19 protein-coding genes are annotated in these 18,778 nt (G+C 67.0%); 7 read left to right on the top strand and 12 right to left on the bottom strand.

Annotated features, from left to right (window positions below):
- Positions 1–27: 27 nt before the first annotated feature.
- Together NY1_RS44390 and NY1_RS02665 are read right to left on the bottom strand one after the other, a co-directional pair.
- A complete protein-coding gene (locus tag NY1_RS44390; RefSeq protein WP_067707487.1) occupies positions 28–1,437 on the bottom strand; it encodes a class I SAM-dependent RNA methyltransferase in 1,410 nt (469 codons plus the stop codon).
- Complete coding sequence (locus NY1_RS02665; RefSeq protein WP_067707484.1) at positions 1,434–3,422, bottom strand: APC family permease; 1,989 nt, start codon at positions 3,420–3,422, stop codon at positions 1,434–1,436. The genes NY1_RS44390 and NY1_RS02665 overlap by 4 nt, the downstream gene beginning before the upstream one ends.
- A 223-nt stretch (positions 3,423–3,645) precedes the next feature.
- Here NY1_RS02665 and NY1_RS02660 point away from each other — a divergent pair, with 223 nt between their 5' ends.
- Together NY1_RS02660 and NY1_RS02655 are read left to right on the top strand one after the other, a co-directional pair.
- Positions 3,646–4,311 (top strand): potassium channel family protein, encoded by a 666-nt coding sequence (locus NY1_RS02660; protein ID WP_067707482.1) that lies wholly within the window; start codon positions 3,646–3,648, stop codon positions 4,309–4,311.
- A 2-nt stretch (positions 4,312–4,313) separates the two neighbouring features.
- Positions 4,314–5,003 carry a potassium channel family protein gene (locus NY1_RS02655; protein ID WP_067707479.1) on the top strand — a complete coding sequence of 230 codons (690 nt, stop codon included), beginning with the start codon at positions 4,314–4,316 and terminating at the stop codon, positions 5,001–5,003.
- A 123-nt stretch (positions 5,004–5,126) separates the two neighbouring features.
- On the opposite strand, the gene NY1_RS02650 is transcribed toward NY1_RS02655, so the two are convergent.
- The 3 genes from NY1_RS02650 to NY1_RS02640 form a co-directional block, all read right to left on the bottom strand.
- A complete protein-coding gene (locus NY1_RS02650; protein WP_084534602.1) occupies positions 5,127–5,759 on the bottom strand; it encodes a sigma-70 family RNA polymerase sigma factor in 633 nt (210 codons plus the stop codon).
- Between the two features lie 230 nt (positions 5,760–5,989).
- A complete protein-coding gene (locus tag NY1_RS02645; protein WP_439955986.1) occupies positions 5,990–6,832 on the bottom strand; it encodes a DUF3159 domain-containing protein in 843 nt (280 codons plus the stop codon).
- Between the two features lie 3 nt (positions 6,833–6,835).
- Positions 6,836–7,231 carry an OB-fold nucleic acid binding domain-containing protein gene (locus tag NY1_RS02640; RefSeq protein WP_067707477.1) on the bottom strand — a complete coding sequence of 132 codons (396 nt, stop codon included), beginning with the start codon at positions 7,229–7,231 and terminating at the stop codon, positions 6,836–6,838.
- Positions 7,232–7,393: 162 nt separating this feature from the next.
- Here NY1_RS02640 and NY1_RS02635 point away from each other — a divergent pair, with 162 nt between their 5' ends.
- Complete coding sequence (locus NY1_RS02635) at positions 7,394–8,119, top strand: alpha/beta fold hydrolase (RefSeq protein WP_067707474.1); 726 nt, start codon at positions 7,394–7,396, stop codon at positions 8,117–8,119.
- Positions 8,120–8,197: 78 nt separating this feature from the next.
- On the opposite strand, the gene NY1_RS02630 is transcribed toward NY1_RS02635, so the two are convergent.
- Positions 8,198–9,076 (bottom strand): DUF3710 domain-containing protein, encoded by an 879-nt coding sequence (locus NY1_RS02630; protein WP_067707930.1) that lies wholly within the window; start codon positions 9,074–9,076, stop codon positions 8,198–8,200.
- Between the two features lie 5 nt (positions 9,077–9,081).
- Complete coding sequence (gene dut, locus NY1_RS02625; RefSeq protein ID WP_067707471.1) at positions 9,082–9,573, bottom strand: dUTP diphosphatase; 492 nt, start codon at positions 9,571–9,573, stop codon at positions 9,082–9,084.
- Positions 9,574–9,652: 79 nt separating this feature from the next.
- On the opposite strand from dut, the gene NY1_RS02620 reads away from it, so the two are divergent.
- Positions 9,653–10,129, top strand: a complete 477-nt coding sequence (locus NY1_RS02620) for a DUF3093 domain-containing protein (protein ID WP_067707927.1) — start codon at positions 9,653–9,655, stop codon at positions 10,127–10,129.
- Between the two features lie 78 nt (positions 10,130–10,207).
- On the opposite strand, the gene NY1_RS02615 is transcribed toward NY1_RS02620, so the two are convergent.
- Positions 10,208–10,510 carry a DUF4193 domain-containing protein gene (locus tag NY1_RS02615; protein ID WP_067707469.1) on the bottom strand — a complete coding sequence of 101 codons (303 nt, stop codon included), beginning with the start codon at positions 10,508–10,510 and terminating at the stop codon, positions 10,208–10,210.
- Positions 10,511–11,007: 497 nt separating this feature from the next.
- Here NY1_RS02615 and cei point away from each other — a divergent pair, with 497 nt between their 5' ends.
- On the top strand, positions 11,008–11,691 hold the full coding sequence (gene cei, locus NY1_RS02610) for an envelope integrity protein Cei (protein ID WP_067707924.1): 684 nt from the start codon (positions 11,008–11,010) through the stop codon (positions 11,689–11,691).
- Positions 11,692–11,788: 97 nt separating this feature from the next.
- On the opposite strand, the gene NY1_RS02605 is transcribed toward cei, so the two are convergent.
- Entirely contained in the window at positions 11,789–12,697 is a 909-nt protein-coding gene (locus NY1_RS02605) for an inositol monophosphatase family protein (RefSeq protein WP_067707922.1), read from the bottom strand.
- 109 nt (positions 12,698–12,806) lie between these two features.
- Between NY1_RS02605 and ppgK the strand changes: the two genes are divergently transcribed.
- A complete protein-coding gene (gene ppgK / locus NY1_RS02600) occupies positions 12,807–13,565 on the top strand; it encodes a polyphosphate--glucose phosphotransferase (RefSeq protein ID WP_067707466.1) in 759 nt (252 codons plus the stop codon).
- 152 nt (positions 13,566–13,717) lie between these two features.
- Complete coding sequence (locus tag NY1_RS02595; RefSeq protein WP_067707463.1) at positions 13,718–15,151, top strand: RNA polymerase sigma factor; 1,434 nt, start codon at positions 13,718–13,720, stop codon at positions 15,149–15,151.
- Positions 15,152–16,246: 1,095 nt separating this feature from the next.
- Here the strand turns inward: NY1_RS02595 and NY1_RS42585 are convergent.
- The 3 genes from NY1_RS42585 to NY1_RS02585 are packed head-to-tail and all read right to left on the bottom strand — an operon-like array spanning position 16,247 to position 18,755.
- Positions 16,247–17,227, bottom strand: a complete 981-nt coding sequence (locus tag NY1_RS42585) for a hypothetical protein (RefSeq protein ID WP_157575209.1) — start codon at positions 17,225–17,227, stop codon at positions 16,247–16,249.
- A 20-nt stretch (positions 17,228–17,247) separates the two neighbouring features.
- The gene (locus NY1_RS42580; protein ID WP_157575207.1) at positions 17,248–17,943 is read right to left on the bottom strand and encodes a hypothetical protein; all 696 of its coding nucleotides are present in this window, start codon (positions 17,941–17,943) and stop codon (positions 17,248–17,250) included.
- Entirely contained in the window at positions 17,940–18,755 is an 816-nt protein-coding gene (locus tag NY1_RS02585) for a TIGR04255 family protein (RefSeq protein ID WP_084534566.1), read from the bottom strand. Before NY1_RS02585 ends, NY1_RS42580 begins: the two co-directional genes overlap by 4 nt.
- Positions 18,756–18,778 lie beyond the last annotated feature (23 nt).

Raw genomic sequence — 18,778 nt, 5'->3', positions numbered from 1 at the left:
CGGCTCCCGCCGGTACAGCAATTGCCGTCAGCGCTCGAGGAGAGCGATGCACTCCACGTGGTGGGTGGAGGGGAAGGCGTCGAATACGCGCAGCGTCGAGGGGGTGTAGCCGGCGGACTGGTAGAGGCCCAGGTCGCGGGCGAAAGAGGCCGGGTCGCAGCCGATGTGGACGATGCGGCGCGGGGCTCGTTCGGTCAGCGCGTTGATCACGTCTTTGCCCGCGCCCGCGCGCGGCGGGTCGAGGACGACGACATCCGGTGCGAGGGTGGGTTGTTCGGTGATCCAGCGTTCGACTCGCTCGGCGCGTAGTTCGACCTGTCGCATATCCCGGAGCGATGCCTTGCCGTCGGCTACGGCGGAGCGCGCGAATTCGACGCCGTGTACCTCACCGCCTGCGCCGACCTGGTCGCCCAAGCGGGCGGCGAAGACGCCGACGCCGCAGTAGAGGTCCCAGGCCAGGGCGCCGGGAGCCGCATCGGACCATTCCGCTACGACATCCGAATAGCGCTGCGCCGCACCGTAATGCGGCTGCCAGAAGCCGGTGGCGGACAGTTCCCAGCGGCGGCCGCCGACATACTGCACGGCACGGCCGTCACCTTCGACGATTCGTTCCGGGCGTTCGCTGTGCGCGGCCGCCCGGCGTGCGGCGGTGCTGCGTCGATCGCCACCGCGGCGGCCACCATTGCCGGCCCGGGCGTCAGCGTGGCCCGAACTGCCGCCGCGAGCCGAGCCACCATTGCGGCCTGTGCCGCCCGCGCGGCCGGAACCGCCGTACTGTCCGCGCCGATCACGGCCGCCACGACCACCCGCGAAATCCACTTCGGCGGGCGCGAGTTCGATCAGGTGCCGGGTGCCGTCGCCGTCGACGGCCACCACCAGTTCCGCGCCGGGCGTCCATTTCCGGTCGGCGATGCCGTCCATCGCGCCGGGCATGGGCTGTGGGCAGCGCAGGTCGGCGATCACGTCGGTGCTGCGGAAGGCGTGCACGCCCGCGCGGCCCTGGGCGTCGACGGCCAGGCGGACCCGGGAGCGCCAGCCGCCGAATTCGGCGGCGGGGCCGATCGATTCGACGGTGATCTCCGGCTCCCAGCCCGCGAGCCGCCGCAGTTGTTCGGCCACCACGGACGCCTTGAGCGCGCGCTGGGCCGCCGGGGTGGCGAAGGCGAAATCGCAGCAGCCCGCGCCGCCGGGTCCGGAGACCGGGCAGGTGGCGGGGATGCGGTCGGGCGACGCCTCCAGGACCTCGATGGCCTCGGCGCGGCAGAACGATCCGCCGCGATCCTCGGTCACCTGGGCGCGCACCAGTTCACCGGGCAGGCCGTGCCGCACGAACAGCACCCGGCCTTCGTGCCGGGCCACACAGAACCCGCCGTGCCCGGGCGCCCCGAGCCGGACCTCGAAAATCTCCCCGTACCAGTCGCTTCCGGACCGGCTCACCCTTCGTCTCCGAAACCACGCCGCACCGATCCGGGCGCGATCACCGAACGCGGCCGGGCGGCCCGGGCCGAGGAGCTCAGCTGCCACGGCACGCTGGTCACCATCACGCCGGGCTCGAACAGCAGCCGCCCCTTGAGCCGCAGCGCACTCTGGTTGTGCAGCAACTGCTCCCACCAGTGACCCACCACGTATTCGGGAATGAACACGGTGACGATGTCGCGCGGCGCGTCCTTGCGCAGCCGCTTCACATAATCCACCACCGGCTTGGTGATCTCGCGATACGGCGACTCGATCACCTTGAGCGGCACCGCGATATCGCTGCGCTCCCATTCCCGCACCAGCGCCCGGGTATCGGGCTCGTCCACGTTCACCGTGATGGCCTCGAGGGTGTCCGGCCGGGTGGCCCGCGCGTACGACAGCGCCCGCTTGGTCGGCAGATGCAGCTTCGAGACCAGCACGATGGAATGCGTCCGGCTGGGCAGCACACCGTCCCAATCGGTTTCGTCGAGCTCCCGCGCCACCGTGTCGTAATGCCGGTGGATCAGCTTCATCAGCACGAAGATCGCCAGCATGGTCACGATGGCGATCCACGCCCCGGCCAGGAACTTGGTGATCAGCACGATGACCAGCACGGTCGCCGTCATGGTCAGGCCGATGGCATTGATCACCCGGGACCGCTTCATCCGCGACCGCTGCGCCGGATCGGTCTCGGTGCGCAGCAGGCGCGTCCAATGCCGCAGCATGCCGGTCTGGCTCAGCACGAACGAGACGAACACGCCGACGATGTAGAGCTGGATGAGCTTGGTCACCTCGGCCCCGAACAGCACCACGAACGCGATGGCCGCCCCCGCCAGGAAGATGATGCCGTTGGAGAACGCCAGCCGGTCGCCGCGGGTGTGCAGCTGCCGCGGCAGGAACCGGTCCTGCGCCAGGATGGACCCGAGCACCGGGAACCCGTTGAAGGCGGTGTTGGCCGCCAGCACCAGGATCAGCGCGGTGACGATGGTGATGAAGTAGAACCCGAGCGGGAACCCGTCGAACACCGCGCCCGCGAGCTGCGCCACCAGCGTCTTCTGCTCGTAGCCGGCCGGCGCGCCGATCAGGTCGGCGGTGTTGTGGGCGTACACGATGCCCACCTTCTGGGTGAGCACGATCATGCCCATGAAAAGCGAGATGGCAATCGTGCCCAGCAGCAACAGCGTGGTGGCGGCATTGCGCGACTTCGGTTTCCGGAATGCGGGTACGCCATTGCTGATGGCTTCCACACCGGTCAGCGCGGCGCATCCGGAGGAGAACGCGCGAGCGATCAGGAATACGAAGGCGATACCGGCCAGATGCTCTTCCTCGGCCTTCAACCCGAATCCGTAGGACTCGGCGTGCACCTGCTCGCCCAGAATCCCGATACGGGTGAATCCCCACAGCAGCATGACGAACATGCCGATCATGAAGGCGTAGGTGGGAATCGCGAAGGCGGTGCCGGATTCGCGCACCCCGCGCAGATTGATTGCGGTGAGGATCACGATCGCCGCCACCGCGAACAAGACCTTGTGCGTCGAGACGAACGGCACGGCCGAGCCGATATTGGAGGCCGCCGAGGAAATCGACACCGCCACGGTCAGTACGTAATCCACCAGCAGCGCGCTGCCCACCGTGAGGCCCGCGGTGGGCCCGAGATTCTTGGTCGCCACCTCGTAGTCGCCGCCGCCGGAGGGGTAGGCGTGCACGTTCTGCCGGTAGCTGGCCACCACGACGGCCATGACCAGCGCCACCGCCACACCGACCCAGGGGGCATAGGCGTAAGCGGACAATCCGGACACCGAGAGCACCAGGAAGATTTCCTCGGGCGCGTACGCCACCGACGAGAGCGCGTCGGACGCGAAGACCGGGAGCGCGATTCGCTTCGGCAACAGGGTATGACCGAGCGAATCGCTACGGAATGGGCGGCCAACCAGCATGCGTTTGGCGGCCGTCGTCAACTTCGACACTCCTGCGAGCATAAGGCAGTGGTTGTCATGTCGCGTCCACGGCGCGGCGGGTTCGGTTTCCGGGTCGTAGGGTGGCCCGTGAGGGATGTGAGCTTTTTCCGATTGCGTTTGAAGCAAGACCGGAGGGGGAAAGTGCCTCGGGAAAAACTCGAGCGGTACGGTTGCCACCCGGACAAGAGCAACCAGACCGCACACCACGGTTTTCGGGAATGGGGTTCGCACGGTGTACGTAGTGATCATGGGGTGTGGTCGAGTGGGTTCCTCACTCGCGCGCGCCCTGGTCCGGATCGGCCACGAGGTCGCGGTGATCGACCAGAATTCGAGCGCCTTCTTGCGCCTGGGCCGAGATTTCCCGGGCCTGTGCATCACCGGCGTCGGATTCGACCGGGATGTGCTGACCCGCGCGGGCATCGAGAAGGCGGGGGCGTTCGCGGCGGTGTCCTCGGGCGACAACTCCAACATCATCTCGGCGCGGGTGGCGCGCGAGACCTTCGGCGTGGAACGCGTGGTGGCCCGCATCTACGACGCCAAGCGGGCCGCGGTGTACGAGCGGCTGGGCATCCCGACCATCGCGACAGTCCCCTGGACGACCGACCGATTCCTGCGCACGCTGGTGGCCGATCAGAGCACCACCACCTGGCGCGATCCCACCGGCACCGTGGCGGTCACCGAGCTGGTCCTGCACGAGGATTGGTACGGCCGCACCGTGCAGTCGCTGGAGAGCGCCATCGGTGCGCGCGTGGCCTTCCTGATCCGATTCGGGCAGGGCATGCTGCCGGGCGGCAAGACCATGCTGCAGGCCGACGACACCGTCTACATCGCAGCCACCTCCGGCAGCGTGGGCGAGGCCGTCGCCCTGGCCGGTAATCCGCCCGCGAGCGAGGACTGATCATGAAGGTAGCCATTGCGGGAGCCGGCGCGGTCGGCCGATCCATCGCCCAGGAGCTATTGCGCGGCGGGCATCAGGTGATGCTGCTCGAGCGCCGCCTCGACCACATCGACCCCACCATCGCCCCCACCGCGGTCTGGACCCACGCCGACGCCTGCGAGCTGGAAACCCTCGAAGAGGCCGGCCTGGAGACCTACGACGTGGTCATCGCCGCCACCGGCGACGACAAGGTGAACCTGGTCTTCAGCCTGCTCGCCAAGACCGAGTTCGGCGTCCAGCGGGTGGTGGCCCGCGTCAACGACCCCCGCAACGAATGGCTCTTCGATTCCTCGTGGGGCGTCGACGTGGCGGTCTCGACACCCCGTTTGCTCGCCTCCCTGGTCGAGGAAGCCGTCTCGGTCGGCGACCTGGTCCGCCTGATGACCCTGCGCCAGGGCCAGGCCAACCTGGTCGAGATCACCCTCCCCGGCGATACCCCCTTGGCGGGCAAGGCCGTTCGCACCCTCCGCCTCCCCCGCGACGCCGCCCTGGTCGCCATCCTCCGCGGCGGCCGAGTCATCGTCCCCCAGGGCGACGACCCCATCGAAGGCTCCGACGAACTCCTCTTCGTAGCCTCCGTCGAATCCGAAGACGACCTCCGTAAAGCCCTCGGCGTCAACGGCTTCGGCAGCACCATCCCCACCCCCGCCTGACCCGTCGAGTGGCACACCACCGCGGCGGAATCGGACAAATCCCCTCGCTGGTGTGCCACTCGACACGGACATACCGAAGGGCCGAGCGCACACCCCCGCGCTCGGCCCTTTTCGGGTGATTCGTTATGACGCCGCGCGCAATTCGGCCCGGAGGCGGTTGAGGGCGCGGTGCTGCATGACCCGGACCACGCCGGGGCTGGTGCCGATGGCTTCGGCGGTCTGGGCCGCGGTCCACCCCAGCACGATGCGCATGACCAGCACCTCGCGATGGGTCGGGGCGAGCACCTTCATGAGTTCCCGGGTCGCCTCACGGGTTTCGGTGGCCAGGGCCCGCTCTTCGGGGCCGGCCTCGGTGACCGGCGCGTCCGGGAATTCCGCGACCGGGTAGGCCGGGTGCAGCTGGGCCCGGCGGAACGCGTCGGCGACCTTGTTGGCCGAGATGCCGTACACGAACGCCAGGAACGACTTGCCCTGGTCCCGGTAGCGCGGGATGGCCTGGACGGTGGCCAGGCAGATCTCCTGGGCCACGTCGTCGGCGGTCACGTGCAGATGCCCGGCGCCGCTCATGCGGGCCGCGCAGTAGCGCCGCACGAGCGGGTAGACGATGCGCAGGATCTCCGAGACGGCGTCCCGGTCACCCCCCGCCGCCGGACCGATCAACTTCTCCAATTCCGCGGCCGCGCGCCGGGATTCCGACGTCGCCGCGGTCGTGCCTTTGGTTCCCCGCCCCGCCTGGTGTTGCCGGCGCGAGGCAATCGGTGCCACCGTCGCCCCGTGCCCCTCGCCACGGTCCTGCGACGTTGCCACTGCCTTGCCGTCGGTACCCACTCCGGATCCTTTCGCCGTTATCTGATGAAAAGATCGTCCGTCGAACCGGACCGGCGAAATAGGTACCCCAGGGGTGGGGTGAGACCCCCCTTCATCCCCCGGTGACCCCCGAAGGTGTTGCGCGAGGCGCGATTACCGCGATAAGTGGCTGGTCGCGGCTACTGCGCGGCGGATTCCCCGGCCTTGGCCGCACTCTTGGGCAGATGACCGGCTTTGCGCACGGCCCAAATCGTGATCAACAGCGCCACACCGGTGAGCGGCCAGCCCATGGCGATACGCGCCACGGCGAGCAGGCCGGTGCTGTCGGCCGCGTAGAGGTGGTTCTGCACCAGGTAGCGGGCTCCGAACACGACCGCCCACACCACGGTCGCCAGATCGTAGAGCCGCATGGCCCGGCGATCCGAACGCCATTCGGTGCCATGGCCGTTCAGCACGCCCCAGATGACGCCCGCCAGCGGCCAGCGCACCACCAGCGAGAGCAGGAAAGCGCCCGCGTAAACCAGGCTGGCGTAAATGCCGAAGAGGAAGAACCCCTTCGCCTCGCCCATCCGATAGGCGATGAGCGCGCACACGCCCACCCCGAGGAAGCCGGAGATGGCGGGTTGCACCGGGCCTTTGCGCACCAGTCGCCAGATCAGGATCGCGGTGGCGACGCCCAGCGCCGCCCATACGGCCGCGGTGAGCCCGCGCAGCGTATTGACCGGCACGAACACCAGCACCGGCAGCGAGGAGTAGATCAGGCCGCTGAATCCGCCCATCTGCTCGAGCAGGGTCTGCTCGATCTCCTCTTCGCGCTCCTCGTCGGCGGCCTCGCGATCCGCGTCCGGGTTCGCGGCGACCCGCTCCCAGGCGCCGAGTTCCTCGTTGAACGCGAGGACGGTCTCCTCGGCCGAGACCTGCTCGGCCCATGCCGTATCACTCGCCAGCTCGCCGGGGGCGCTCAGCTGATCATGGTCAGCGGGCCAGCGGCCCTCGTCGTTGCTGCTGGTGGGAATCGGCATGCCTCAGGAATTCTCACGAAGTTCGTAGTAGGGGTTGTAGATGACCTTGCCGCCGGCCCGCTGGCCGACGCGGCCGCGGACCAGGATACGACGTCCCGGCTCGATTCCCGGGATGCGACGCCGCCCGATCCAGACCAGCGCCACACTGTCGGTCCCGTCGAAGAACTCGGCCTCGACCTCCGCGCCCCCGGTCTTCGGGCACGCTTCCACGCTGCGCAATCTCCCCAGCATGGTGACTTCCTCACCGCGCCGGCATTCCGAGGCCCGGCAGGCGCCCGACGCCTCGGCGGTCTCGGCGAGCTCCTCGGCGTCCAGGCTGTCCAGGTCAGCGGTGAGCCGACGGCTCAGCCGCCGGAAATAACCTGAGGGGGTTGTGTCCTTCCCGCTGTGGGATGGCATCTCGCACGCTCTCCTGTAGAGCAGACGGCGTGGGTCTCACGTCGTTGGTTCCTTCCACACGCCTGGTGGGTGTTCCCACGCGACCGGCTGTGGCCGTACATCGCCACTGTAGATGGGACGGCCTGCCCTCGCCACGCGCGCCCGTCCCAGTACGCTCGGCGGGTGCCAGATCTTTCCCGTCCGGTGGTCGCCGTCGCCCTGCCCGGAACCGGTTCCGATGCTCATTTCGCCGGTAGAGCGTTCGGATCCGCTTGCGCCGCACTCGATCTCCCGCTCCACGCGGTCGACCCCGATCCGAGGCGCGTGATCGACAGCTATCGCACGGCACTCGATGTCGCCGCGCGCTCCGGGCCGATCCTGGTGGCGGGAATCTCACTCGGCGCGGCCGTCGCGGTCGAATGGGCCGCGCGCCGTCCGGAATCCGTTGTGGCCGTAGTGGCCGCCCTGCCCGCCTGGACCGGGGCCGACACCACCGGCTGCCCCGCCGCCCTGAGCGCCGCCGCCACGGCCTCCGCCCTGCGCGCCGAGGGTTTGGAAGCTGTCATCGACACCATGCGCGACTCCAGCCCCGCCTGGCTGGCCGAAGCCCTCACCCGCTCCTGGCGCTCGCAATGGCCGGACCTGCCCGCCGCCCTCGAAGAAGCCGCCGCCTACGCCTGGCCCGAGCCTGACCTGTTGTCCCAGGTCACCGCCCCGGTCTCGATCGTCGGCGCGACCGACGACCCCGTGCACCCGATCGCCGTGGCCGAGCAATGGACTTCGCTCATCCCCCACGCCGAACTCCACCGCATCACCCTCGACGAACTCGGCGCCGACCCCGCAGTCCTCGGCGACCGCGGCATCACTCCCCTGCTGCGAACCTCCCTGAGCCGCAACACCGCATCCTGAGAGCCACGACCAGGTTCGGCCGGGCAAACGACGAAGGGGCGCATCGCGGTGATCGCGATGCGCCCCTTCGTGTGGTGACTAGTTCTGACCCAGCTGCTGCATGGCCGAGCCCTCGGCGCCGCGGCGCGGCTGGTTGTCCTCCGGGTTGGGCAGCCCCTGGAACGGCTGCCCGCCCTGCATGGCGGCGAGCTGCTGCGCCATCGCCTGCTGCTGCGCGGCCAGCTGCTGCTGGTGCGCGGCGGCGAGCTGATCGGCCAGCTCCTGGGGTAGGACCACCGGCAGCGGTTCGCGCACGGGGAGAGGTTCGTCACCGCGGCGCACCACGGTCTCGCCCATGATGGCGCGCGCGGCGGCGACCAGCGGGCTGTTCTCACCGGCCGCGCCGGAGGGTCCGGCCGCGACCAGGCGGACCATCCAGCGATGGCCGTCCACGCCGATGAAGCGCAGGTCCGCGCCCTCGGTGACGGCGTGCAGCTCGCGACCCCACGGCCCGTTCGTCACCGACACCTGCGCGCCGTCCTTGCGCAGCGTCTCGGCGAGATCGGCTGCCACCGCCCGCCATTGGCCCGGCGATTTGGGAGCGGCGTAGGCGGCGACCGTGATTCGCCCGTGCTGGGTGGCCAGGTGCACCGCCTGCGGCGCGCCCTCGGGGGTCATCTCGACCTGCAGCTGCCCGCCCGGCGGCACCGGCACGATCACCGAGCCGAGGTCCAGCCGCTGATCCGCCACGGTCTCGAGCCGGTCGGCGACGTCCTCGTAGTCGTAGGGCCCGGTGCGGTCACCGGACGCGACCGGCGCCGGATCCCGGTCGTAGTCCGGCTTTTCGAACGAGTCGGTGTCGTACTCGTCCTCGTCCAGGTACTCCGCGTCGTCCTCGTACTCGTCGTACTCGGTGTACTCGTCGTCCCGGTGCGGCGCGTCGTCTCTGCCGCCCTTGTTCTTCTTGCGTCCGAACACCATCGTCATGCCTCCTTGCCGGTCACCTGACCCGCCGACGACCCCAGGCTGGCATGCCCGCCGCTGGAGCCGTAACCGCCCGCGCCCCGGGCGGTTTCGTCGAGCGTGTCGACCTCTGTGAAATCGACCAGTTCCACCTTCTGCACCAGCAATTGCGCGATGCGATCGCCGCGGCGCAGTTCGATGGGCGTACGGAGATCATGATTGATCAGGCACACCTTGATCTCACCGCGGTACCCGGCATCGACCGTGCCGGGGGTATTCACCACGGACAGACCGTGCTTGGCGGCCAGTCCGGAACGCGGATGGATCAATCCGACCGTGCCGAGCGGCAGGGCCACGGCGATGCCGGTGCCCACGAGCACGCGCTCGCCCGGTTCGATGATGACGTCCTCCGTCGTGCACAGGTCCACGCCCGCGTCGCCCTCGTGAGCGCGCGTCGGTACGGGGATGCCGGGATCGAGCCGCAGCAGGGGAATAGGTGGAATACCGGTCACGTACGCCGAGCCTACGCGTTCACCCCCGTATGCATTGACCTAGTCTGATGTCGTGTCCGACCAGCCCCCGCAGGTGACCATGGAACCTGATCAGCAGACCATCGCCCCCCTCTACACCGAGCGCCTCTGGGTGCCCCTGTGGTGGTGGCCGGTGGCCCTCGTCGTGACCGGTCTGCTGGCGGCCGAAATCCATATGGGCGCACCGGGAATCCGCGCCTGGCTGCCGTACGTGCTGCTGATCCCGATCCCCGTGTGGGTGCTGCTGTGGTTCTCGCGGCATCGGGTGGAAGTGGTGCGGGACGCCTCCGGCACCCCGGAATTGAAGGTGGACCGCGCGCATCTGCCGGCGACCTTCGTGTCGCGGGGGGCGGCGGTGCCGGCCAGTGCGAAGAGCGCGGCGCTGGGCCGCCAGCTCGATCCGGCCGCGTACGTCCAGCATCGTGCCTGGGTCGGGCCCCTGGTGCTGCTGGTGCTCGACGATCCGGATGATCCGACGCCGTACTGGCTGGTCAGTACGCGCCATCCGGAGAAGATCCTGTCCGCGCTCGGCAAATGACGCCGAGCGAGCGGTCTTGACCGCGCTCGGCGAACCGAGCGCGGGCTTGACCGTCTTTCCCGTTCCGGGCCGTGCAGCCTAGGCCGCGCAGTCCATGCAGATGAGCTGCCCGCCGGACTCGTCAGCGAGCCGGCTTCGGTGGTGCACCAGGAAACAGCTCGAGCAGGTGAACTCGTCGGCCTGCTTCGGGATGACCCGAACCGAGAGCACCTCCTCGGAAAGGTCCGCGCCGGGAAGCTCGAACGACTCCGCGGTATCGGATTCGTCGATATCCACGACGGCGGACGCGGCCTCGTTGCGACGAGCCTTCAGCTCCTCGAGCGAGTCCTCCGACACTTCGTCGGATTCACTGCGCCGCGGTGCGTCATAGTCGGTTGCCATGTCGTCTTCCCCTCGTCCTTACTCCGTATATCCCGGACCGGCGCTCCCGTGCCGACTCCCTCGGGAATCGGCCGGGGGTCGCCGCCCCGCCCGTGGTGTACGTCACGCGTACACCGGTCACCGATCGGGCGGATTTTCCTGATCCGCACCGGATCGCGCTCGGTCAACGCAGGACATGCCCTTGTTGTTCCCGAAATCGAACCCCCGATTCACCCGGGCTGTACGATCTGGGCCGCCAGACAATAGCGGACCCCAGCGCAAAAGTCGCAATCAAAACACACACGAGTCGAAACTGAGGGGCAATCGTCACACGTGAACGGGGCTATAGCGGCCCGGTTGTCCATAACGAGACCTGAGACGCCGCTCACTCACGATCCGGCAATGACCGGGCGCGCCGGTCCGCCGACCAGTGTCGATCTTGTCCGACGCACCGGCGCGGCCCGGACTCACCGGTGGCTTGCGCGCAGTGCCGCACCGGCTTTCGTAGAGTGTGCGTCGTGGTTTCACTGATCACCCAAGGCAACTCGTCCGATCCGAACGGCCGGCCGTTCCTCCGCCGCCGCTGGGAACCCTGGGCGGCGATGGTCGGCGTGGTCGCCCTGATCGGCGTTCTGGTGTGGTGGAAGGCGCTCACCACCACCGAGGGCGATCACGGTGCGATGGCCTGCAATTCGCCGAGCCCGGCCTCGAGCACCAGCAGCCCAGCCGCCGCGCCCGCCACCCTCGGCAACCGGTTCTCCCCCTCGCGGCTGCGGGATGTGGACCCGGCGGCGCTGTCACAGGCGCACGTGCGGGTGTTCAATGCCAACGGCCAGCGCGGTCAGGCCGCGCACGTGGCCTCGGAGCTGAGCGATCTCGGCTTCGCCAGCGCGCCGGACGTGCAGATCGGCAACGACCCGGTCTACGTCAACGGTGATCTGGAGTGCACGGGGCAGATCCGGTTCGGCGTGAGCGGACGGCCGGCCGCGGCCGCGGTGCAGCTGGTCGCGCCGTGCGCGGAGCTCATCGAGGACAAGCGCGAGGACAACACGGTGGATTTCGTGCTGGGGTCGCTGTTCCGCGATATCCGGCCGAGCACCGATGCCGAGGAGGTGCTGCGGGCGCTGAAGAATCCCGCGCCGGGCACCACGCCGGCCATCGATCCGAAGTTGCTGGAGGCGGCGCGGCACGCCAAGTGCTGACGCATCCGGCTTGAATCGGGGCGAAAATCGTTCCGGTACATATTGATACGACATCGCCGCGCCCCTTCCCGGGCGCGGCGATTCGTATACCCGGCTATCAGGGAATCGGGATAGGGGCGCTGACGCCCAGGCGGTCCAGCAGGCCGCTCAATTCGTCGGCGATGCCGGGGGCCGCGGCGACCACCAGTTCACCGTCCTGACCCGGGCTGGTCGGCGCGGGGAGGATGAGCCGCGCGCCCGCCTCGGCGGCGATCAGCGCACCGGCGGCCCAATCCCACAGGTTCAGGCCGTGCTCGTAGTGCGCGTCCACCCGGCCCTCGGCCACCATGCACAGATCCAGCGCCGCCGAACCCACCCGGCGGATATCGCGAATATGCGGCAGCAATTCCGCGACCAGCTGTCCCTGCCGGGTGCGGCGCGGGGTGGCGTAGGCGAAGCCGGTGGCCACCAGCGCCATGCTCACCGCGCCGACCTCGTTGCAGCGCAAGGCGATCGGCGCGCGGCCCGGTTCGCTGCGATGCGCGCCCTGGCCCAGTCCGGCGCTGTAGGTGACCCCGTGCGCGACATCGGCCACCGCGCCCGCCACCGAGCGCCCGCCGCGCACCGCGGCCACCGACACCGAGTACGCGGGGATGCCGTAGACGAAGTTGACCGTCCCGTCGATGGGGTCGACCACCCACTGCACGGCGTCGGGATCCTCCAGCAGGGTGCCGCCGTTCTCCTCCCCCACCACCTGCTCGTCCGGGCGCAATTCGGCGACCAGTTTGCGCACCAGCTGCTCGGTCTCGGTATCGACGATGGTGACCGGGTCGGTCGGGGTGCTCTTGGCTTGCACGGCGTCGATCTCCAGGGCGCCGGCCCCGAAGACCTCGGGCCGGCGGGCGCGCACGTGGGCGGCGGCGGTTTCCGCGAGATGCACCGCTACCCGCCGCAGTTCGGCGATATCGGTCTCCTCGGCGCTCGGCGTGGTGTTCGATGCGGTGAAAGTGAAATCGGATTCCGGCACGACATCCATCGCAGCACAGATCCGGCGTAGCGCGCATTAGGCTTGTCGTGCACGACACAGGTCAGGGTCGCAGAGAACCACCGGCAATACGGGAGAACGAGGAGTCGTCATGTCCGCTCGGGGGCACGCGTTCGGTATCGACATCGGTGGCAGCGGCGTCAAGGGCGCCGCGGTCGATCTGGCTACCGGCGAGTTGGTCCACGAGCGCATCAAGGTGCTCACCCCGCATCCGTCGACGCCGAACGCGGTGGCGGAAGCGGTGGCCAAGGTGGTGGCTCAAGCCGGATGGGACGGACCGGTCGGCATCACCATGCCGAGCGTCGTCATAGGCGGTTTGATCCGCACCGCCGCCAATATCGACAAGACCTGGATCGGAACCGACGCCCGCGCACTGTTCTCCACCGCGCTCGGCGGCCGCGAGGTCACCGTCCTCAATGACGCCGACGCCGCGGGACTCGCCGAGGACCGCTACGGCGCGGCAAAGGATCTCGATGGTTTGGTGGTGCTGCTCACCTTCGGCACCGGTATCGGATCGGCAGTGATGTACAACGGTGTGCTCATGCCCAACAGCGAACTCGGGCACATCGAGGTGGACGGCCGCGAGGCCGAGCACCGGGCCGCCGCGTCCGTCAAGGACCGGCTCGGCCTGACCTACCCGCAGTGGACCGAGGAGGTCTCCAAGGTGCTGGTCACCCTGGAAAACCTGTTCTGGCCGAACGTCTTCGTCGCCGGTGGCGGAATCAGCCGCGACTACCAGGAATGGATTCCGTTGCTCACCAACAGAACCCCCGTGGTGGCCGCCGATCTGAAGAACACCGCGGGCATCGTCGGAGCCGCCATGGCCGTGTCTGCCGGTATCGCGCCGTAAGCACACCGCTGCGATCGTTACAATGGAACAAGCCCGGCGGTAAGCCGGAAAACGACACCGGCACGAGAGCCGGTTTACCCCCCGACAGAAACCGCTCCGCCGGATGATCACTCTGGCGTGACGCCGCACGAGACCGTCACGAAAGGGCGTACGTGGTAGCCACGAATACCCGAGAGACCGCCGAATCGGCCGACGCCGCCGACTCAGCAGACACTACTGAAGCACGGCCGGTCAAGAAGGCTGCCGCCAAGAAAGCCCCGGCCAAGAAGGCCGCGGCGAAGAAGGTCGCGGCCAAGAAGGCCCCGGCCAAGAAGGCCGCCAAGGCCACCGCCGCCAAGAAGACGGCGGCGAAGAAGGCTGCGCCCAAGAAGGCCGGCGAGCCCGGCGTCGAGGGCGAAGTCGACGAGGTCATCGAGGACGACGAGTCGCTGGAACTCGACGACCTGGGTGATCTGGAAGTCGACGAGGACGACCTCGGCGAAGACGAGGAGATCGTCGACGAGGAGGACGACGCCGAAGAGGAGACCGCCGAGGCTCCCGCGGCGGGCGAGGAGGCCGAAGAGGCCGACGAGCCCTCCGAGAAGGACAAGGCCTCCGGCGATTTCGTCTGGGACGAAGAGGAATCCGAGGCGCTGCGCCAGGCCCGCAAGGACGCCGAGCTCACCGCTTCGGCCGACTCGGTCCGCGCCTACCTCAAGCAGATCGGCAAGGTCGCGCTGCTCAATGCCGAGGAGGAGGTCGAGCTCGCCAAGCGTATCGAGGCCGGCCTCTACGCCACGGAGAAGCTGCGCGAGTTCGCCGACAAGGGTGAGAAGCTGCCCGTGCAGGGCCGCCGCGACCTGCAGTGGATCATGCGCGACGGCAATCGCGCCAAGAACCATCTGCTGGAAGCCAACCTCCGCCTGGTGGTTTCGCTGGCCAAGCGCTACACCGGCCGCGGCATGGCGTTCCTGGACCTCATCCAGGAAGGCAATCTCGGTCTGATCCGCGCGGTCGAGAAGTTCGACTACACCAAGGGCTACAAGTTCTCGACCTACGCGACGTGGTGGATCCGTCAGGCCATCACCCGCGCCATGGCCGACCAGGCCCGCACCATCCGTATCCCGGTGCACATGGTCGAGGTCATCAACAAGCTCGGCCGCATCCAGCGCGAACTCCTCCAGGACCTGGGCCGTGAGCCCACCCCCGAAGAGCTCGCCAAGGAAATGGACATCACGCCCGAAAAGGTGCTGGAAATCCAGCAGTACGCGCGCGAGCCCATCTCCCTGGACCAGACCATCGGCGACGAAGGCGACTCCCAGCTCGGCGACTTCATCGAAGACTCCGAAGCGGTAGTCGCAGTAGACGCCGTCTCCTTCACCCTGCTCCAGGACCAACTCCAGTCCGTCCTGGAAACCCTCTCCGAACGCGAAGCCGGCGTAGTCCGCCTCCGCTTCGGCCTCACCGACGGCCAGCCCCGCACCCTGGACGAAATCGGCCAGGTCTACGGAGTAACCCGCGAACGCATCCGCCAGATCGAATCCAAGACCATGAGCAAACTGCGCCACCCCAGCCGCAGCCAGGTCTTGCGCGACTACCTCGACTAGGCAACCACGGGATTGGGCCACTGAGCTACAGCTCAGTGGCCCAATCCCGTGTCAGGCGCCGGTGCACAGCACTGTCAGTCCAAGATATCGGCGACAGCGTGCAGATCCCGCCATCGTCGCGGCACGATCAAGCCACAATCGCCGTGCCATCGAGACTACGGCCTGCCGAGTTCGATCCGCCGTTCCTCCAACAGGTCCATGCACTCATGAATACCGGGAGTCGGTTCCGACAAGTCCCCGCGCACAGCATGAATCGCCCATACCTTGCGTCCGTTGCGAATCTCATCGTTAGAAAGCGCACGCAATTCTGGTGACATACGTTGCCACAGGCGATGATTCAACTGTTCTCTCCTGTCGCCACGCTAGGCGCCCGCTGTTCCACGAGGGATTCCGTAAGGGCGGTGACGTGGTCCCACTCCGGCAGCGGAATCTGGGTGATCAACCCGCACCATCCGAAGCTGCATGGAAGGTAATCCGCCAGACGTCCGTCTGTGACGAGCTTTCTCAACGATTACGACATGGCGGTTCAACGACACGGTGGGCAGGGGCTGCAGGCTTCCGGGATTGGCTGATCGCTAATCATGTTCGCAGGGATCCCAGGGCGTCGTATCCGGCGGCGATTTGCAGTTCGGTGTAGTCCAGATGCGCCTTTGCGTTTTCGCGAGTCTTGATGTAGTTCCAGTCCGGAACATCGATCACGGTGTTGCCGCGCGCAGTGTACGGATCGATCAGCGCGGGCTCCGGTGCGAGGGCGGACTGTTCAATGTCGGGATCGGGGTGCTGGACCAGAGTGTCGGTCTGCGGGGTGGACTGCCGCTGGGGCGGTGGCCCCGTTGGCGGGCGGGAGGGGGATTCCCGTGCCGGGAATCAGACCGGTGTGCGGCGTCTGCCATCACCGGCGGCTTGCTCGGCGCGATGGCGGTTGCGGAACGAGTCTCGGTCCCCACTGCGGGCCTCGGCTGCGCGGTCGGGACAGTCATGGAACGGGGAGGCCGGCTGTCATTCGAACCAGGGAGTCAGAACTCTTCGGAATCAGCGTGCTCTGACGAGCACACCGGGTGTCGGCGTGGGAAGTCCGTGCGCAGCCTACAGTCGCTATCCGATCGCCTTGCGTGAATCGGACAGGTAGTCGAGATCCAGGCTTTCTGTAATCAGGTACCGCGATAGCGGAAAGTCATCGACCGCAGCGAGTTCGGCCGTGATCGAGCCGACGACGTGAGTAAGCTGCTTCGATGTTGCAGTCATTTCGCATTGGAGCGCCCAGGCTTCGGCGAGGTACTGCCATGCGAAATAGCGTTCGGTGGGACTTCGGCCTTCGTCTTCCAGATACTTTGCGTACCAGGCGATTTGGTCTCCGAGATCCGCAACCGTAGGTGGGACGAGGTCGTCTGGGCACGCCCCGATGTCCTCGGGGTCCGATGGCACGATGTCCGGTTCCAGGATGACGATCAGGGTCAATTCATAAGGAGACGCCGCCCAGTCTTCGCAGTGCACCCTGAACGAGTGAACCTTGATAAGTGCTCTCCCCATCGGCGACTGTTCTTTACGGGTCTTCGACCGTAGCGCATTTGTAAGAGGTTTCAGGCACTCGACAACGTCATCCGGATAGGCAAACCGACCAAATCGCCGGGCAACCGAGAATGCGAACTCGCGAATCTCCTGGTCAGTATTGACTCCCGCTGCACGTTCGTACGATACGAGCGCCGTCTTGGATACCGTGGTGATGCCGTCGAGATCGGCGAAGAAGTCGGGACCTAGTTGCGGAACACTGACGTACTGTGGCCGCTTCCCCGCCGCCGCCTCGCTCGCCTCACTGGAATTTTGCAAGCGTACTAACGGGGCAAGCTGGATGTGGGCGCGACCCGGCTGCGAAGCATCGCAGGTCTGGCTCACAACTACTGCACCGTACGTCGTCTCAATCTGTCGGGGTTCCCATGCCCAGTCGAAGACGAATGTCTTGGCGTCTCGGAAGACGTCGCCCTGGCGCCAATCACGGCACAGCTCACCAAGTACGGGGGCGAGGCCTTGTGGTGCGGGTTCCAAATCGCTTTCCTGTTCACGATGTCGAGCACGCATACTTTCGAAACCTCAAACGACTAGCGCTCGATCTCATTTTCCTGCGTATGCAGGGGTTCACGGATCGCATCCACTAGCCGCTCGGGGCCAAATGGGGCGCCCCAGGTCGGCCCCGCCGAACGTTCACGACGAAGACGATCGACAATGCTCAGGCCATTGGTCCCGACCTCAAGAAGGTGCGCACGAACCATCTCCGGTGTTGGCTGGGGCATTAAGGACTCGATATCGCGAACGATTGCCGAAAAAGAGCGGAGGCGTCGCGCGTTCGATTCATTCAGTCGACCGCCATTGGCCCACATGTGGACTGCACGTCTTGAAACACCGAACACCTTGCCCAACTGGTCCCACGTGAGTCCAGAGTGCGCCTTGATCCATGCGACCTCTTCCTGGTCACTCCTCGACTCGGTGTCCTTAACTGGTGGTGCGGCCGTTGGTTCGGCAATCGCTATAAGTTCACCGCGGTCAGTCGCCCCCACCATCACAAACGGCGTGACAAGGTCAAACTGGTCGCCGTTCGAAGTGGCACCCAATCCGCCGAGCATCAGGACGGCAGAAAGGAGAACGCCAGACCCTCGACCTGGTCGCCGGGGCGCGCCCGTGTCAATGAATACCGGGGGTTGAGTTAGGTGACTGAACTCGGTGTTGGTACCGAGCTCGCTAAGCCTGTGCTCAGTGACCACTTCATAGCCATTGAGAAGTCCTGGCGATGTTGTCATTTCGCCCCTCCAAAGGCCGTGAGGAACTCGTCAGTCACCGCCCAGCGGAAGAACTGATAACCCCTAAGTGCCAGAGCGCGAATGTCCTCAAATAAGGTACCGCCACTCTGCGAGCCGGGCGCGTACTCGCGGAAGGAGTCCATATCCAACAGCCACGTCGGGTAATCGTAGGCTGGACGGGCGACATCGACCCGGGCTCCAGCGGCAAGCAAACCCCACCTTGCAAGGAATGCCCCGCCGTCGGGGAATGCGTATTGAACCTCACTTAGTGCCGCGGAGAGCATGGCAACGCCAGGCTCCTGAGTAGTCGCGATACCCAGCACCTCGGGCCGAAGGAGTTCCGGCAGCCGCTTCAGGTGGTCGCGATCGGTCACCTGGTTGACGTAGCGGATTCCTAGCCGATCGATGTAGGGAACCTCGATCTGCCGGTTAAGTGCCAGCCACGCTTCATTGAGTCGCTGGGCGAAGTCGCTGCGGTTGTCGTAGCTCGTAGTGTCAATACTGAGGAAGGTCCCGGTGAAGCTGATCTGCCAGACGCGATCGCTGCTTGAAACACGCCAAATCCGCGTCGCGTTGGCGGTCTCGCTCACCCCTTCCGGAGTGATTACGACGGAGACGTCCCGACCGACCTCCATCACAGGGTATTGCTCGGCAAGTGCCGCAGCAACGCCGTGTGCCACCTCGTCCTCGTTGATCGTGAACCGCGTGAGGTGAGGGAAGCGGACCTGCGCGATTGTGCGCACAAGCGGCGCCGAAGACAGTGGAATGTTGCCGGGCTCTTGGGCGGCGAAGGGATGAGCATGTGTCGCCATGCTTCACACTCTAGTTCACGCGG

Origin of the sequence: Nocardia yamanashiensis NBRC 100130, assembly GCF_001613325.1 — a bacterium.
Taxonomy (GTDB): Bacteria; Actinomycetota; Actinomycetes; order Mycobacteriales; family Mycobacteriaceae; genus Nocardia; species Nocardia yamanashiensis.
This window is presented reverse-complemented; position numbering and strand designations above follow the sequence as displayed.

Bases quoted from the DNA above. Each gene is read 5' to 3' on its own strand.
- NY1_RS02640 (WP_067707477.1), bottom strand. From the start codon at position 7,231: ATGCCATCCCACAGCGGGAAGGACACAACCCCCTCAGGTTATTTCCGG.
- NY1_RS02585 (WP_084534566.1), bottom strand. From the start codon at position 18,755: ATGGCGACACATGCTCATCCCTTCGCCGCCCAAGAGCCCGGCAACATT.
- NY1_RS42585 (WP_157575209.1), bottom strand. From the start codon at position 17,227: ATGCGTGCTCGACATCGTGAACAGGAAAGCGATTTGGAACCCGCACCA.
- NY1_RS02620 (WP_067707927.1), top strand. From the start codon at position 9,653: ATGGAACCTGATCAGCAGACCATCGCCCCCCTCTACACCGAGCGCCTC.
- NY1_RS42580 (WP_157575207.1), bottom strand. From the start codon at position 17,943: ATGACAACATCGCCAGGACTTCTCAATGGCTATGAAGTGGTCACTGAG.
- NY1_RS02655 (WP_067707479.1), top strand. From the start codon at position 4,314: ATGAAGGTAGCCATTGCGGGAGCCGGCGCGGTCGGCCGATCCATCGCC.
- NY1_RS02615 (WP_067707469.1), bottom strand. From the start codon at position 10,510: ATGGCAACCGACTATGACGCACCGCGGCGCAGTGAATCCGACGAAGTG.
- ppgK (WP_067707466.1), top strand. From the start codon at position 12,807: ATGTCCGCTCGGGGGCACGCGTTCGGTATCGACATCGGTGGCAGCGGC.
- NY1_RS02645 (WP_439955986.1), bottom strand. From the start codon at position 6,832: ATGCCGATTCCCACCAGCAGCAACGACGAGGGCCGCTGGCCCGCTGAC.